The following is a 17,468-nucleotide window of genomic DNA, read 5'->3' on the forward strand; positions in this document are numbered from 1 at the left end:
AAAAGCGGGGAAGGACAAAACACATCGTCCTCCCCGCTTTTTTATAATAACTCCAATTTTTATTCTACGGCCCGCAAACCTTCATTAATTCTCTTCAATCTCAGCAAGGCCTCAATATAGTAATAATCTGCATAGATGATAGAAGCATCTATTTCCGACTTAGCTGGCCAGTGACCGGTAGAATGTAACAAGAAAGCGACATTCGTATCCCGTGACTGATATTTATCGCTGCTCAGACTGCACAACATTTTTTCCGCAGCTTCCTTGTACTTTTCCCCTTGCCCGTTTCCATAAAAACCAGACATCTCCAGCAAAGCCGAAGCGACCACACAAGCCGCAGAAGCATCCCTAGGTGCATTCGGGATGTCAGGTGCATTAAAATCCCAGTAAGGCACATAGTCCTCTGGCAAATTCTTCAGATACACGTCCACCAACTTCTCTGCAAATTCCAGATACTTAGGATCACCGGTTTCACGGAACACCACAGTATAGCCATAAATAGCCCAGGCCTGTCCACGTGCCCACATCGACTCATCCGCATATCCCTGATGCGTGCATTTCTTAATGCAATTCCCTGTCAGTGTATCATACACAGCCACATGATACGAGGTATAATCCGGACGGAACTGGTTTTCCATCGTTTTGTCTGCATGCGACACTGCCACATCAAACAACCGCCGGTCTCCCCCGTTGCGGGCAGCCCAGAAAAGCATCTCCAAGTTAATCATGTTATCCATAATGGTGTTATGCCCGCCCAACATCTCAATGTTACGAGGCCAGGACAGAATCGTCCCCACTTTCGGATTATACAAAGTAGCCAGCGAGTCAGCTGTAGCAATGATTACATCCCGATAAGTCGGATTATGCGTCAGACGATACCCGTTTCCATAACTGCAAAACACGAGAAAGCCCAAATCGTGATCATACGCCGGAATCTCCGAAAACAACTTTAAAGACTCCGTGTACTTTTCTGCCAGTTCACGAATCGTATCATTTTGTGTAGCTTCATAATCATACCACAAAATACCCGGCCAGAATCCACCTGTCCATTCTTCCTTAGCCACCTTCCGGCAATTCCAGAACTTTTCTCCCGACAAGATATTTCGAGGCTGCATACTATAATCCGCCTCCCCGTTCTTTTCCAGTTCAGCCAGCGCACGATGTACTTGCACGTCACAATACGCCAAGGCTTTATCCACATCCAGGTTTTCAGTCTTTTCACCGGCACAAGAAGATAAAGCCATGATTCCTATGCCATACAACAGATTTCTAATTTTCATATCTAAATTCTTTTATTTTTCCACACGAAACCAGTCTACATCCAGCCAGCCACGCTCCTTTCCATGAGGAGTTACGCTGAACATTCCCACCTTCGCACCAATCCATTTTCCCTGACGGGCTTTGAACAGCGTGCCGGCCTCCGTAAATTTCTTTCCATCCAGACTGTAGCTAAAGCGACAATATGCCCCTTTGTCCACATGTACCCTTATGTAAATCTCTCTTTCGTAATTGGGGAACAAACCTGCTTCAAACTTCCGGCTGGGCTCTAATACGGCTAATGTAGAAACCTGTTCCAGGTTACCTTGTTCTGCATCCTTACATACAGCCTGCTTCAGCAAGAATTTTTCTTCCTGCTTTTCCACTCCTATCCAGGAATAGTCCCAGCCCATAATGATAAGTCCCGAAAGTTGTCCGTCATCTTTTGCCGAAACCTTCAATTTAGCGGTAGCCGTAAATTCCTCTGCCGGGAATTTTTGCATCAACAGATTCGGTACTTCCCAGAAGTTCTTAAAATGCGGCGAAAGTTCATGCCCATAAATACGGGCATATCCCATATTCGTCGTAAAGCCAAACACATCCTGATAATTTGCATGCCATTCCCATTGCAGCCCCAGCTTACGAGTATCAAATTCATCACTCTCCACAGGTGTTTCTATCGGATACGTTTTATCGGTTTTAGGTTTACGATAACGGCTCACCGGGTCTCCACAACCGTCGCCGTCCTTATCAACTCCAATTACCGGCCAGTCATTTACCCATTTCATCGGATTCAGATGCAGTACACGTCCATAAGCTCCCTTATCCTGAAAATGCAAAAACCAGGATTCTCCGGCCGGAGTGTCTACCCATCCTCCCTGATGCGGTCCGTTGATGTCCGTCTTTCCTTGCGCCATCACAATTCGGGCTTCATACGGTCCATACACATCTTTCGAACGCATCACCAGTTGCCATCCGGAAACGACTCCACCCGCAGGTGCAAACAGATAGTAAAATCCATTCCGCTTATAAAACTTAGCTCCCTCAATGGTATGATTTACTCCGTCATTTCCGTCGAACACCAGTACCGGGTCCGAAATGACTGCCGTACCTTCCTTATTCATCTCGCACACCGTCAACACACTGTTGAATTTCGCTCGGCTTCCGGCCCATGCATGAGCCAGATACACACGCCCGTCGTCATCCCATAACGGACAAGGGTCAATCATCCCTTTTCCAGCTTTTACCAGCACTGGTTTATCCCATTCTCCATACGGGTCACGAGTCTTTACCATAAAAATGCCAAAATCCGGATCACCCCAGTATATATAGAACACTCCTTCATGAAAACGAATAGAAGGTGCCCATACGCCTTTTCCATGACGAGCTTCATTATAATATTCCACCGGTTCCACCTTCTTCAAGGCATAATTCACGATTTTCCAGTTTACCAAATCCTTTGAATGCAAGATAGGAAGTCCCGGAGTACAATTAAAACTAGACGCCGTTAAAAAATAGTCCTCTCCTACCGCACATACATCCGGATCAGAATAATCCGCATGAAGCACTGGATTCCGGTACATGCCATTCCCTTCATCAGACACCCATACCTCAGAACGATACTGTGCCATCGCTGGATGAAACAGGCTGCAAACTGACAGACTCAATATAAAAAACAATCCTTTCATTCTTCTTTCCTAATTTAAGTAACCCTCAAAAACAATCTTCTACCTAAAGAAAAATACCCAAAACTTAAAAATCCATTTATCTAAAAACTTTTCGTCTATAAATACGAATCAGGGTTCCATTCCACTTAAAAGAAGAACCTAAAAATTTCTTAAAATGATTCTCCGTTATATTTCTTATAAGCTTTTGCTTCCTTTTCTGTTACCGGCACCAGTCTCACGGCAGCTCCTCCTCTGGGTTTCAGGGCAAACTTTATCACATCCCCAGCTCCAACCAACACATACGAACATTTCACCTGTGTCTTTGTCTTCACTTCTTCTCCCCCATCGGTATAAATAGATGCCAGATACATCTGATTCTTGTCCAGGAAAGAACAATCCAAAGTTTCAACAGAACCGTCATTGTTGGTCAGCATTCCCACAAACCATTCTTTCCCTTTCCGGCGAGCCATGGTGATATTTTTACCCGGCATACCATCCAACACATGCGACTCATCAAATACAGTCTGCAGATTTTCAAACCATTCAATCTCCGGTTCACCGTTGTAGAATTGAGGACGGTCATACCAGAAAATTGTCATCAACGGACTATAAAACACCAATGAAGCCGCCAGCTGATGCGCATGCGTATTCTTCAAGCGCTTGTCATAATAACAGATAGTATAATCTGCGGCCCCGTTAATCATACGCGTAAACGGAAGAATGGTACTGTGTGTAGCATCCGGAAACTCTTCGTTCCCCAGGATACCTTCCTGTGTCAGCAGATTTGGATAAGTACGGCTGAATCCCGACGGACGGAACTCATCATGAATATTCATCATCAGGTTATTCTCTGCAGCCAGACGCACCATGTCGTGCAACCAGGTAGCCCAACGATGACTTGCATACTGCACAAATCCTGACTTCACTCCCACAATGCCCCATTTGTGCAACAGTGGGAACAATTCGTGCATCTGCTTCTGCAAAGCATGTTGATTGACATACAACCAGATACCTACACCTTTCTTCTTTCCATACGCCACCACTTTCGGCATGTTCAGTTTTGACACCACCTTCGTGGCATCCCCATCATGTGAGGTACAGGGCATATACCACTGCCAGTCAAAAAGCATGTACGGGATGCGGTGTTCCGCACAGAAATCAATGGTCTTCAAAGCCTGGTCTGTCGTAAGCGACGTTTCGCGCATGATTTTTCCCGGCTTAATCCAGTCCGTATTCTTAATCTCACAAGGAGGATTCAAATTTTCGATAATATAATTGTGCTCCAGCAATTCACCCGGTTTGTCAGCTGCCATGATGACCTTCCACGGCGTCGCATAATAAGTAACAATATCTACCGGACTGTACATGACAGAAGTCAATGTATGCTGTTTTTCAGAAGAAGACTGAAACTTAGTCAGACACCAGTCGTCTACATCCGCATCTGTCAATGCTGCCCAAACTCCATTAGGCAATTCCAGCGTCAAGGCACGTTCCACCGGCTTCTTCAGCGCATTCACGTCCAGGTATTCAAAATGCGCCTGTGCCCATTGTTCGGCCCAAGCCTTGGTTCCTTCCGGAAAAGTATACTCCGTCAGATCCCCCACTACCTTATGAAAAATAGCTTTCGGATGTTCCGGGAAATAATAACGAAAAGCCACCCCTTCATCATAGGCACGCACTTCTACATTCAAACGGTAATCAGAACCGTCCTTTTTTGATAAATACAATGTGCCCCATCTGTAATTGTCACGCACCAAGCTGCGTTCCCCATAAAGCGGTGTCCAAGTAGTGTCATGGCTGCCATAAGCTACCGAATCCACCTCCAAATTGTCCATCCAGCATGCCGGCTGAGGCAACTTACGCATCCCCAAAGCCATTTCCCAGACACGATTGTCCAGTTGCAATCCGGCCTGCGATTCCTTCACTACCTGTTTCCCATTGTAATTTACCTCATAGCAAAGTACATTGGCTCCGGAAGCCGATTTTTTCTCATAAAATTTCACCTTATGTATACCTTCCGGAGAAGACAAATTCAATTCTATCGGTTCTGCTGCACACATTGCAGCTCCAAGAACCCATAATCCCAACGTCAAAGACAAGTTCTTCATATTCCTTTTATATTGTTTTTTATAGAAATACGAATAACTTGTCCCGACTACTCAATCAAAATGTAAATTTCTTTGATTTTTATTTCACTTGAAACTCAAACGTATTAAACGAATGAGCCTGCAAAGTCACATTCAGCCATTTTTCTCCCAACTTCACCGTCAGTTGCTGCGGATTATCCTGAAAGTTTCCTGCTACCACCACGGTTTTTCCTTCCGGAGTCTGTACCACTAACACCGGCTTCTTATCCTCACCCGTCGGTTTAAACGCCAGCACCTTCGTGCCCGGCATCAGGAAACGGGTGTAATGCTTCACGGCATAATATTCCGGCGTAAAGATAGCCTTAGCCTGTTTGGAATCCACCCGTATCAAGGCATTCTGCTTCCATCCCCACGGACTTACTCCTTCATCCGCCAGAATCGGATTCCAGAAAGTATACTCCTCACAGCCATTTCCCAAATAATGGTTCATCAGATGAAACGTATGCTCTGCGGCTTTCCAGTCGAAAGAACCCCATCCGCATTCACTTTCAGTCTGCACATAGTTATAATTCGGATATTTCGCACGCAGGCGGGTCAGTAACTGTCCTCCTTCCCACTGCAGTCCTATTCCTTGAATCGTTTCAGGCATACGTGGGTCGTCCAGCACCTTTTCTATTACTTCATAACGGTTTGTGTTGATGGTTCCGAAATACAATTTCACGTCCGGATGCGCTTTCTTCAGTGCCGGAGCCAGATACTCTACATTGAAACGGATAATTCCCTCCGGTGTCCATGCACATCCCGGATAAGGCGTATAGCTCCACGATTCATTTTGAAACATTACCATCTTTATGGGAATATTCAGCTCTTTATACGCGGAAACAAACTTGCAAAAGAAATTCGCGTATGCCGACAGGTAACGAGGGTCTTGAATAAAGAAGTCCGTTTCAGCCAGTTCTGCCGGGAATACTCCTTCTGTCTTAGGTCCTTTATTTCCTTGCAAATAATAGTCCTTCGCCGGATGCATCGTATTATATTTATCACTGCGCACCGGATAATCCTGATTGATTTTCATCCAGTTGGGCGGACTCCATGGAGAAATCCAGAAGGTCATGTTCGGATTATAACGCTGAGCCGACTTGATATACGGCACAAGCGAAGTCTTATCGCGGTCTATATTAAAATGCTTCAATTCAAAATCTCCCGGCACCTCGTCGCAGCTGTACCAGTTGCGTGAGAAGTCGTTCGCATTCATCGGAAAACGCCCCAACGTAAACCGCAAATCACCTTCCGGAGAAAACAGTTTCCTCAGAATTTCCTCTTTCTCATTACTAGGCAGCACATTCAAGGCATCCCATCCCAACTCATTGAAACAAGTACCCCAAGCCTTGAAAACGACTACAGAATCTCCCTTATCTACCGATAAATCAGCAGCAGTTCCCTCTGCCTTCGTTTGCAATTTCACCTTGTTCTGTGTCCAAGTCTTCCCTTCACAACTACTCACCCAATCACATGTCTGTGCCTGCACAGATACCTCAAGCAGTGCAAGTCCCATACAACTGAACCAAATTTTTCTCCATTGTCTTTTCATAGCGTCAACTCTTTTTTATTTCTCAAAAGTATTCAAAAAAGAAACACCTTCCACATGCGGACCCACATAAATTCGTGCCATATCTCCCGTATGATACCATTTCGGCTTTCCCGGCATATCATCAGAAATAATCTGACCGTTTATGCGAAGGTTTTCAAAACGAATGTTCCGTACCTTCCGCTGTGCATCATATCCCTCAATCACGGAAATCTCAGCCCGATTACCGGTGTACGACACATTCTTGAACACCACATTTTCAATCCCTCTTCCCGGCGCCTTGCAATATTTCTCATTAAAGAAAATACGAAGATTCACTAACTGCCCCTGTCGGAAGTTTTCAATGCGTATATCTTCAAAACGCACATTCCGTATCAGATTCTCATCACCCGCATTAATAGCCAGACAACCTTGATAGTTCAACTGCTTCTCCTTATGGTCCAGAATATCAATATTCACATAATTCAGATTCTCCAAAATCTCCGGCTTGTCCACATTTCCATGAATCCCGATAAAAATAGGATGCGCCACATCGGCCCATAACGTAGAATTCTGCATGGTAATATTCGAACTTGGTCCTTCAAATCCCAATCGTGTGCCATATACCGTAGTACAGTCATCCGATGTCCGGCAAAATACCCTGTCGAACAATACATTCCGGCTGGAAAACACATTCATCCCATCTCCCCAACCAAAATAACTGATGACTTTTACATTTCGAATGGTAACACTGTCCGAGCCACCCGTAGCACATTGTGTAGCCATTAATCCTTCCACGTACACATTACGGGAATTAGCGATACGAATACCCATCTTCACGCTCGGGTCAATGATGCCCCTTCCCAGCAGCTTCACGTCATGCACATTTTCAATCAGCATCCGTCCCATCATCACGGATCCACCAGCCACATAGACCGTCTTACCGGAAGGAATACGAAATTCTCCTCCTTCAAAACGATGAATTCCGGGTCCGAAATAAATCAGGTCCGGATTCTTTTTGTCTACCTTAAATGTATCCAAGGGATTGGCAAACAAATGCAGGTTATGAAAAATATCTCCATTCACTTCCACCGAAAGATTGGCCGGTTTCTCTAATGAAAATTGAAGCGTATTCCCTTCTATCGTAAAAGGAATATCGTATGACAACGGACGTACACGAGCCGAATCGATCTTTCCTTTATTATACGTCACCGCAATCTCCACCTTTTCCGAAAAGTCAAAGGTAGCCATGGAGGCATGTTCTACATGGTGTTTCGTTCCACGCACTTCGTCCACATTCACCAAATAAGCAGGCACAGACACCCAGTTAGTTTTTTCAGCTGGACGAATTCTAACCGTAAAGTCATCGTTCAGTTCTACACCTTTGGGAACTTGCCATGACACGACCTTCCCTGCAGCAAAAATTTTACCCAAGCCACAACATAGACAACACAAAAATAAGTATCTAAATAACAAATGTCTCATTTTTTAATAAGTTAATTTTTCCCATATACAAAAATATACCCCTAACGACTATTGGGGTAAAATCTATGTAACAAGAGTTGGAAATATTGTAACAAATACGCTTTTTGATACAAAAAAGCCGCCGAAACGTTCTCTGAGGGCATTTCGGCGGCTTCCCGTCACATTATTACTTTATATTTTTACTATCGGCTATTTCTCATTTTTCGGTGTGTTGACCTTGCTGGCGAAGGAATGTTTCACGATCATACTTCCGCTGATGTATCTTCCAATATTCCTCCAGATTATCAGCTTCCTCTTTTGTCAGATGAATCACCGCTCCGTGCTTGGGCGAAGTATAGTTGGTGGTTTTCATAACTCCTTCATTGAAGTGCCCCAAGTTCTTGAAATGTACAAAATCGGAAGTTTCTGCAAAACCGAAGTTATGAGGATGAATGCTGAAAATGTCATACATCAGCACCCACTTGTCCTCTCCAATCCTTTTCCATACGTTGGGGGCTTCGCATGCCTTGGGTTCAAAGTCATACCAGCGGGCATCATACACATAACCACCGTTCATCCGGTCGGATACCGCCTGCTTGATACCACCTACACCATCGTGTGCCACATAAAACAAATGATATTTATCGCCTATCTTGGTAATGTCTCCATCAATAGCAGACACGCCGTCCATCGGATACTCAAACAAAATCTGTGGCGTACTTTCTATCTTATTGAAATCATCGTTCACATACACATAGTACAATTTGTTGGCCTCGCTCTTGAAACGCATGGTGTAATAAATCATCAGTTTGCCTTTCTTGTCATCGTATGTCACTTCGGGTGCCCATACACAACCAACTTCACTCAATCCGGCAGAAAGCTTGTCGAAACGGATATTTGCCCGGTTCCAGTGAATCAAATCCCAGGATTTCATCAATACAAGTCCCCGGTTATTTCCCCAGCCGTATTCCGGTCCGCGCTCCCACTCCGTTTTTCGATAACCGTCGCGCAAACCGAATACATGCAGGTCGGTCATAGCTAAATAAAAGGCACCATCCGGTCCACGGAAAATATGAGGGTCACGGATACCTCGCTGCTGGGCTATCGTGTCACCGGCCAGCACAGGCTCTCCTTCATTGACTGCCGTAAAGGTGTAGCCGTCACGACTTACTGCCATATACAAACCGTGTGTTTCATCCCGATGGAAAACCATCAGATAAGCTCCCATGTCTTTTTCTTCGGGAATAGCATTCCGATAACAGAAATTACGGAAACCTGTTTTTCCTTTTCCGGCAGCAAACAGAGCCGGACGCAAAGCGTAAAATTCTTTATACACATTGTGGTTCAGACGAGCTACATCCACATTCTGAGCAAGCACCTCCCAGGACTTTCCATCTGCACTGACCGACATTTTCAGGCGGTTTCCCTGATTCAGCAGTTTCACCCGGAAGTTTTTACCTATTTTATTGGCTACCGTCAGAGGCTTTTCCTCTCCCCTGTACACCGTGAAATTCTTTCCATCGGATGACACTCCCGCGTAGGCTTCTTCATTGTAGTACAGCAGCAGGCCTCCGATGTTTCCATTTCCCAACCTCACTTCGACTTCCGTTTCATAGCATTTATCCATAGCTGTAACTAGCAGCAGACGACCGTCTGCCGGAGTGCGTCCCTTGGCCTTCACCTGCATTTCTCCTTCCGTAAATGTCAAAGCCTTGGGGGCATATTCCTTCCAGAATGTCCACTGAATGCCCAATTCCGGTTTACTGAAATCATCCGACAGTTCCATCTTCCATTCCGGTTGTCTGTTTTCGCTTAACCAGACAGCCTCCTGCTGGGTACGGCACCATCCGTCGCTGGTCCATTCTATCGGTTCAATCAAGGTAGAACGTCCCAACGTATGGTATCCGTTGGCGTAAGCATGATACACCACCCACCAGTTACCGTTCACGTCATCTACCAGAGTGCCATGACCTTTTGACCACCAGTTTTCACTGGCACTGTAAGTATGTACAATGGGGTTATAAGGTGAGTTCTCCCACGGACCGAACACCGATTTGGAACGTGCCACCACACACATGTGGCTGGTAGCCGGTCCGGCAGTTCCTCCTTCGGCCGACATCATGTAATAATATCCGTCTTTATAAAGCAGCTTGGGAGATTCCAGGTACATATCCTTCCCTTCTGTAACCCAGTTGGCCGGATATTCCCAACCGTCGTACACCTTCCGGCTCTTTCCGGTAACTTTCAGTCCGTCATCACTCAAAGGAGTAATCCAGCCATTGTTGGTAAACAGGTAACGCTTTCCGTCTTCACCTACCACATGACCGGGGTCAATGCCTTTTACATCCAGTTTTACCGGTTTGCTCCACGGACCGCGAATATTGTCGGCATAAATTACATAGTTTTCGCCCGTAGATGTGGGATAATAAATGTAGTAACGGTTCTGGTATTTCAACAAATCCGGAGCCATGGCAGAGCCTTCATATTCTGGTAACGCCTGGCAAACCGGTTCCCAGCGCATCAAATCCGTGGAATGCCAGATAAGAAAGCCAGGTGCATAATAAAAAGGAGAATGCGTCATGTAATAGTCCTTTCCGTCACGCAGGATGGAAGGATCCGGATAGTCTCCGGGCAAAACAGCTTGAGGGAAACGTTGCGCCTTTATCCCTACCCCAAAGAGAATAAAGCAAACAATAAACAAAAACAATTTTCTCATGGTATTCAAATTTACAATTTTCAATAAGCCAAATTTAAACAGCGCCAGTTATAATTGGAACCATAAAAGTAACAAAAAACAGAAATGAAGTAACAAAAGCATTTTTTCACGTTCTAGTATTTTATCCGTTTCTTACCTTCATCACAATAACCTGTGACACAATAAATTGGAATGATTCTTCTTTCGGCTGTATTCCTGCTTCACCTATCAACCTTCACTGTAATCGGCTGTTTTTCAATGAAAGTTTCCCAAAAAGTGAAGGATGAAGGACGAAAAAAATTTTTCTCTATATAGAAAAAGAAGAAAGCCAGGTGGTTAAATCGTCCGCTTTGACAACGATTTTACCACCTGGCCGTTCCGTTGCCTTCAAGCCGCCGGTTCTGCCGCAAAAAGACTTGTCACACATGCTCCAAAACGCCTTTGCGTTTTAACGTAAACGTCAAAGTGCTCCCCTGAGACGTTCCATATCAGAATGCTGACGGTTCCCCAATACCACCTAAGATCTTTTTTCCGCACGCCGAAGAGTTTTCTTCGGCACGCCGAAATGCGCGAGAGTGTACACCGAAACAAAAATTGTACGCCGCATCGTACCCTCCCACGCCTCTTTTATTTAAATCTCAGTTCTTTCAGGGAGGAGTGGTTTTAAATGGGAGAGTCGTAACATCCTTATTTAGCCTTTTCTTTCTTCACCAATTTCCCGTTTACCCATTCCTGCATAATCACAGATAATTTGTCTTTCTCCGCATCCATTCCGGAGAAAAAGAACCGATGTTCCCTGCCATCTTTTAAACGGACTATCAAGGAATCCGCAGAAGTCGCCTCTACAGATGCTATTTTACCCTCCGACTCATAAGGTTCCACCACGGTCAAAAAACGAGCGGACGGACCATAAGCAGTCACTCCCAATGTTTTCCTTCTTTCTGTCTCATCACCTAACGGATAGTCTCCACCGACCACAGTCCGTAAACGAACCGCATGCAGTCCGGTAAGATCAAACGTGTAAGCCGCTTCCGCATCTGTATGCAGAGGGTCTGCAGGAAGTCCCCACGCATAGTTTTCACCGTTTATATTGATACGTCCTCCAAGGTAATCCTTGCCGCAGCCAAAAGAATTTTCCCTTACGTTTTCTTTCCGGCAGGCAAGCCGGGAAAGCGGAATTTCCCTTCCGTCCTCCAACAAAAGCACGGCCTCTCCCCAAAACAAAGTATAAACACCCTTGGAGCGGCTTTTAATCGAAGTGGACAAAGTTAAATTCCTGACTCCCGCAATATCCACATCCACCTTTCCGTCGCCTAAAATCCAGGAACCGAACTTTCCTTCCGCTAATGTCTTTCCATCTCCTCTCACCTGATAAGTAAGCATACGCTGGGTGCCATGCTCTTCCGGCGCACGGCCTTCAAATATGCGGCGCGAATAACAGGGATAGGCATTATATATATCCAGATACAAATCACCCGGTTCGCCGAAGATTCGTGTTCCCCGATTGTCTGCGTCTTTTCCAAAGCGGGTCAGAAAGGAAGCTTTCATCGTACCTTCTACCTGATAATGATTCACATCCGTCACCAAAGGAGCGGCACTCAACGAATCGGTACTCAACCAGGCGGTATGCCCTTTCTCTTTTTTACCTTTAGCGGCAATCCCTCTCAAGCCTTTTATCTGAAACAACAAATCAAAGCGGTGAGGAACACTGTCCACACTTTTGTCATAATCCGCCAGTACCACATACTCATCGGTCACCAGCATCAAACGACGCTGGAATATCGGTTCGGTAAATCCGCTCAACACACCAAAGGCTGGAGGATTCTTCGCATCCGGGAAGTAACGGGCTTCACGCTCTGTCTTTTCCTTGAACGACCGGGGACCTTTCATGCTGCTACGCAATCCTCCATAAGCCGGATAACTCCATGCGGCCTCCGTCTCAACGCCTCCCGCCTGAAACATTTCTCCCGTATGAAAAAAACAACGGTGACTTTCTTCCGCTTCCTGCTGCTTCAAATCCACTATCACCATATTTTTCGAGAGGCTTGTCTGCACATAAAAATTATACATATAAGGGGCATAACTGTACCACACCATTTCCGGATTATAAAAGCTGCGCCCATACCGCATCAATGAGAGCAAGCCCGTATGGTCAAAATGTCCGTGATAACCACCGTGCGTGCCATATCTCAGCACCGCCTGAATCCGTTCCCGGGGCTCTTTCTGTCCCGACCTCAACATCAACACTCCGGCATTATCGGCATAGGCTCCCTTCACAGTCTCCTGATTTCCTTCCGGCAAGTCCGGCACGCCATAAATCAAATCGCTCCGCTGAGGAGTGCGACGAATAAACTCCGCATACCGGGAATCTCTGAACGCATAGTAGGCCAGTTCAAAACTTCCCCCTCCTACTTCCCGCTCTGTGGCGTCATTCACCCCGAACATCCACCCGCGGTAATCCAGGAACGGAAGCAAGGCATCCACCATCATCTTGATGGTCACGTAAGGCTGATGAATGCCTCCCTGAATACGGAAGCTGTGTCCATGATGCAAAAGCCGACGGTCTTCCCGCTCATTTTCCCATGTCTTGTCGTATTCCGGTGTCAAGTTATAGTCCACCGGAAACTTTTCAGCCAGCAAAGAATAGCCGAAAGGCTCAAGAGCCAGAGCCACCTGAATGTATTCGCTTGCCACCCAAAGATTATAACTTACCGTACATTCATACCACCAGCCGTCTGGCATGGTATAAGTACGAAATTTGTCTATCAATCCCGATGGAGCATACAAAACCTCATCCACCAAAGCAAAATCCTGAATCACCAACGCACAAAAAAAAGCGCCGGTCAGTTGCGAAACGGCCCAATTGGCACCGCCGGGCTGCTTATAGCGAAGTTCCTGCACAATATACAGGCGGAAAGTATACTCTATCTGCTTCCGGTCACTCTCTGTCAATAAACCGGAATCTCCGATTAAATCATATGCCTGTGCCAGATGCTGAAACATGCCCCCCTCCTGCACAGATGCCTGATGACACACTTTCCGTGTCACCGGGAATCCTTTTTTATAGTCCGACACTTTCAATAAAAAATCTTTTACCTTCTGAGCATACCGTTTCTCACGTGAAAGTTGCCAGGCTATCGCACTGCTCATCAAAGCATTCTCAATTTCCGTACGAAACAGATATCGTTCCCCGTCTCCGTTCACTGCACTATCAGGAAGTTCCGGTACGACCCAACGTTCTGCGTCTGCCAGATAACGATCTTTGCGCTCGGCTGCCCATTTATACTTTTCGGCTTTCCTCCTGACCTCCTCCCATCCTTCTGCGGTATGAAGAGAGAAAGGATAGGGCATCCGGCGAAGCGTTGTGAAAGAAAGTGTCCGGGCGGCAGACGGGTTTGCAGAAGGAAGTATATATAAATTCTGGGTTTCACGGCCTCCGGCCGGAACTCCTTCCGGCACCGTTACTTTCAGTCTCAGGGTATGCATCTCCCCCGGTCGCAGATACACTTCATTGTCGGACAGTTCAGCCGTAAACGCTTCCCACCCATACCGCTTAATCGAGAAATGAATCGTCTGCGGACGCGTCTCCAGGTTTTTCACCGTCACCGGATAAACCACCGTTTCTCCAGGTTCCGCTGCCAAAGAAGCTCGTGAAGCGTGCGCATGCACACTGTTACCCTCCAATATGCGGGCCGATAACAGACGTGCTTCTTTCTGCTTTTCACCTTTTACGTCCAATGCGATTGAACGTATCCGGCGAAGTACCCCCTCCGAGGCCATCGGTGTGTCAAAAGCTTTTATCGGCACCGTCAGCACCTGCCGCTTTTTGCCCAAAGAACGGGCGGTCAGACAAACCTTGCGCACATGGGAAGGCTCTTCCAATTGCAACTCCCGCAAATCTCGTTTCCGGATGTCCGACAGATAAATATCCACCGGTAGTTCCTCCGCCGCCGGTGTCTCCAATAAAAACTCCACCGCATAACAATCTTTCAAGTCTGCCACAGATTTGTCCAAATCAATGCTGTCCAAAGAAGTGACCCATAAAGTCTGAGAAAAAAGAGAAGCAGGTATCCACGAAAGAAACCCTCCTACCATCATTATCCATTGTTTCATAGTCATCCAATTTAACAAAGATACATTTATATAATGTTGCAAAGGTAGGAGAATTCACACAAACTAATAAAACGAAAGTAACAAATCTCAACAAAAATGTCACATCCGACTGCTATATAACAAAAAACGGCTGCTTCCCCTACAAAAGGAAGCAGCCGCCACACTGTATCCGACAAAAAATCAGTCAGCCGATTTCAGTTCTGTTATTTTCAACATATAATAGGCATCACCGTTTTCCCCGTTAGCCGGCCGGTAATCCGTTTTCTGTCCTACCCCACCTACAAGCACATATTCTACATTCAACTCAGCAACTTTAGCTGCATCTTCTTCCAAATCCACAATAAAAATATTTTGCACCTGAAAAGCCTTAGTTGTTTCATTTATACATTCTGTTAGAATATAATATTTTCCGTCATTTGAAACTTTTACCTTTCGGTTAGTTATTTGAAGAAACATATCTGAAGTCACCGACATCTGTCTAGGGTCTTCATTATCACATGACACTTGTACAAGAGTCATCATACATATCATCAAGATAAATCCTATATTTTTCATAATCTCATTTTACATTAAAAATAGTTCCACATCATTACCAGCCTGGATTCTGCGCAAGATTAGGATTCAGACGAATTTGCTGTAATGGAATAGGATTCAAATAATCCTTTTGAGAAAAACGCAAATTACCAGCAAGCGTGGCTATCGAACGTCCATAGTCAGGATCAGTATTACCAGATCCTTCATATACTCCATACAATAGTGGGTACTTCTCTGGATAATAACAAGGCTCTCCAAAATAAGCAGCATCATTTGCCTTTTCTGTCTCATAGGCAGTACCTAATACATGACGGCCAAGCTTCTGCCCGGTCAGGTTGATATGTGCGATTCCCCAACGTTTCAAATCATCCATACGGAAACCTTCCCCAAAAAGTTCACATGCACGTTCACGACGGATTTCATCCAGCATGTTCATCTTCTTACAAACGGTCTTTCCCTGTGCATGATCCCAATAACCTGCATCCCATACATTCTCTATCAAAGCATTCGTCAGCGGAGCCACTCCTGCACGGGCACGAGTATGATTGATGGAAAAATTCAAGTCCTCATCCGAAATCTCTCCATTATTCAGTTCACAAGTAGCTTCCGCATAAATCAAATAAACTTCAGCCAAACGGATTAACGGGAAATCTGCAGATTCTGTATTTACAGGTCGATTAGCACCTTCTATCAAGAACTTACGACTACTATATGTTCCCATCGTACTATTGTTTCTGATAGTCGGATGAAATACAGCACAAGCGCTACTGTATACAGGATCGGTAGAGTCAAAAATCTCATTATTTTTTGGGAAAACAGGAGTAGGGTAAGGTAAAATGGCATCCACGCGCTCACGTCCTGGATTTTGAGCCGCATATGATATACGATCTGGAATGGAATTACAACAACCAATAAAACGATAATCACGATTTCTGAATTCACCTACAAATGTCTCATATCCCAAGAACTGAGGATTATTCTGTGCATCTGCCATATTACCTGTATAACTTATACGAATAGGAAGTCCGTTACGGCAAAGGAAAGACTCCCCAAACTGTGCACTCATATTAGTCACATATCCACTCAGAACCGAATGAACCAGATTTATACCACCACGAGCTAAATCATAATCATATTTCTTATAGAAAATAAACTCTTTATTAGAGCTTTTTCCTGCATTTCTGAAATTAGATATATTGCCTCCTTTGTCATCTATATTAAATAAATAATAGTAACTTAAGGTATCACACTCTTCCCATAATGCAAAAGTTCCTGTCTGTGCTTCCTCAATAACTTCCTTTGCCATCTGTTTTGCTTCTGTAAGCATATCTGTTATTGAAGGATAATTGTCCGGCTTTACAGAACCTGCTCCATCATTTTTTCCATCTCCATCCAAATCATAATTTATTGATGGTACATATTTCTCCCAAGTTCCTTCATAAAGCAATACACGAGCCAAGAATGCTTTCGCCGCTTCTTTACTAACCTTGCCTTTATCACTTTCCGGAATATCTTTTTCTTTTGGGAGCAAAGGAATAGCTAACCGCAAATCTGATGCAATAAAATCAATAACTTCATAACGGCTGTTACGGACACCAAACAAAACCGGATCACTCACATCCAGTACATGATCAACAATAGGAATTCCACCAAAATATTGCAACAAATAAAAATGTTGCCATGCACGAAAGAAATAAGCAGTACCTACAGACTGAGCAATATCTTCCTGATTACCATCATATTCATTTGCTTTTGCTAATAATATATTACAAGTACGAATATGAGAATAAGGTTTATCCCAATGCCAATCACTTTCCTGCACAGTTCCACCACCATTACTAGTTAGTCCGTTGATATCAGTATTCTGATCCACTGCACTTCCCTCAAAACCACGTCCATTCAGGTTCTTCCATCCATTCATGTTATATAAAGCATTAGCAGCTTGTTCAAAATGTTCCGGAGTCTTAAATACAATAGCCTCTGTCCCCTGTGAGAGTGGTTCTTTCTCCAAGAAATCACTACAAGAACACAATGGTAAAGCCAATGCCGAAACAATCAGAGATATTCTAAATATTGTTTTCATA

9 protein-coding genes are annotated in these 17,468 nt (G+C 44.9%); all 9 read right to left on the reverse strand.

Annotated elements, in window-relative coordinates:
• Positions 1–59 precede the first annotated feature (59 nt).
• Positions 60–1,280, reverse strand: a complete 1,221-nt coding sequence (locus tag DXD04_RS04315; RefSeq protein ID WP_117671193.1) for a glycoside hydrolase family 88 protein — start codon at positions 1,278–1,280, stop codon at positions 60–62.
• A gap of 12 nt (positions 1,281–1,292) precedes the next feature.
• Positions 1,293–2,945, reverse strand: a complete 1,653-nt coding sequence (locus DXD04_RS04320) for a glycoside hydrolase family 43 protein (protein ID WP_117671195.1) — start codon at positions 2,943–2,945, stop codon at positions 1,293–1,295.
• A 149-nt stretch (positions 2,946–3,094) separates the two neighbouring features.
• A complete protein-coding gene (locus DXD04_RS04325) occupies positions 3,095–4,984 on the reverse strand; it encodes a glycoside hydrolase family 97 protein (RefSeq protein WP_259299515.1) in 1,890 nt (629 codons plus the stop codon).
• Between the two features lie 127 nt (positions 4,985–5,111).
• On the reverse strand, positions 5,112–6,602 hold the full coding sequence (locus DXD04_RS04330) for a glycoside hydrolase family 30 protein (protein ID WP_117671199.1): 1,491 nt from the start codon (positions 6,600–6,602) through the stop codon (positions 5,112–5,114).
• A gap of 15 nt (positions 6,603–6,617) precedes the next feature.
• Positions 6,618–8,063: a glycosyl hydrolase family 28 protein gene (locus DXD04_RS04335; RefSeq protein WP_117671201.1), complete on the reverse strand. Its 1,446-nt coding sequence runs from the start codon at positions 8,061–8,063 to the stop codon at positions 6,618–6,620.
• Positions 8,064–8,259: 196 nt separating this feature from the next.
• Positions 8,260–10,758 (reverse strand): family 43 glycosylhydrolase, encoded by a 2,499-nt coding sequence (locus tag DXD04_RS04340; RefSeq protein WP_117671203.1) that lies wholly within the window; start codon positions 10,756–10,758, stop codon positions 8,260–8,262.
• A 666-nt stretch (positions 10,759–11,424) separates the two neighbouring features.
• On the reverse strand, positions 11,425–14,850 hold the full coding sequence (locus DXD04_RS04345; protein WP_147330740.1) for a COG1470 family protein: 3,426 nt from the start codon (positions 14,848–14,850) through the stop codon (positions 11,425–11,427).
• A gap of 180 nt (positions 14,851–15,030) precedes the next feature.
• Positions 15,031–15,405: a hypothetical protein gene (locus DXD04_RS04350; protein WP_117671207.1), complete on the reverse strand. Its 375-nt coding sequence runs from the start codon at positions 15,403–15,405 to the stop codon at positions 15,031–15,033.
• Between the two features lie 34 nt (positions 15,406–15,439).
• Entirely contained in the window at positions 15,440–17,467 is a 2,028-nt protein-coding gene (locus DXD04_RS04355; RefSeq protein WP_117671209.1) for a RagB/SusD family nutrient uptake outer membrane protein, read from the reverse strand.
• Position 17,468: the final 1 nt, after the last annotated feature.

Origin of the sequence: Phocaeicola plebeius (assembly GCF_003437535.1) — a bacterium.
Classification (GTDB): Bacteria; Bacteroidota; Bacteroidia; order Bacteroidales; family Bacteroidaceae; genus Phocaeicola; species Phocaeicola plebeius_A.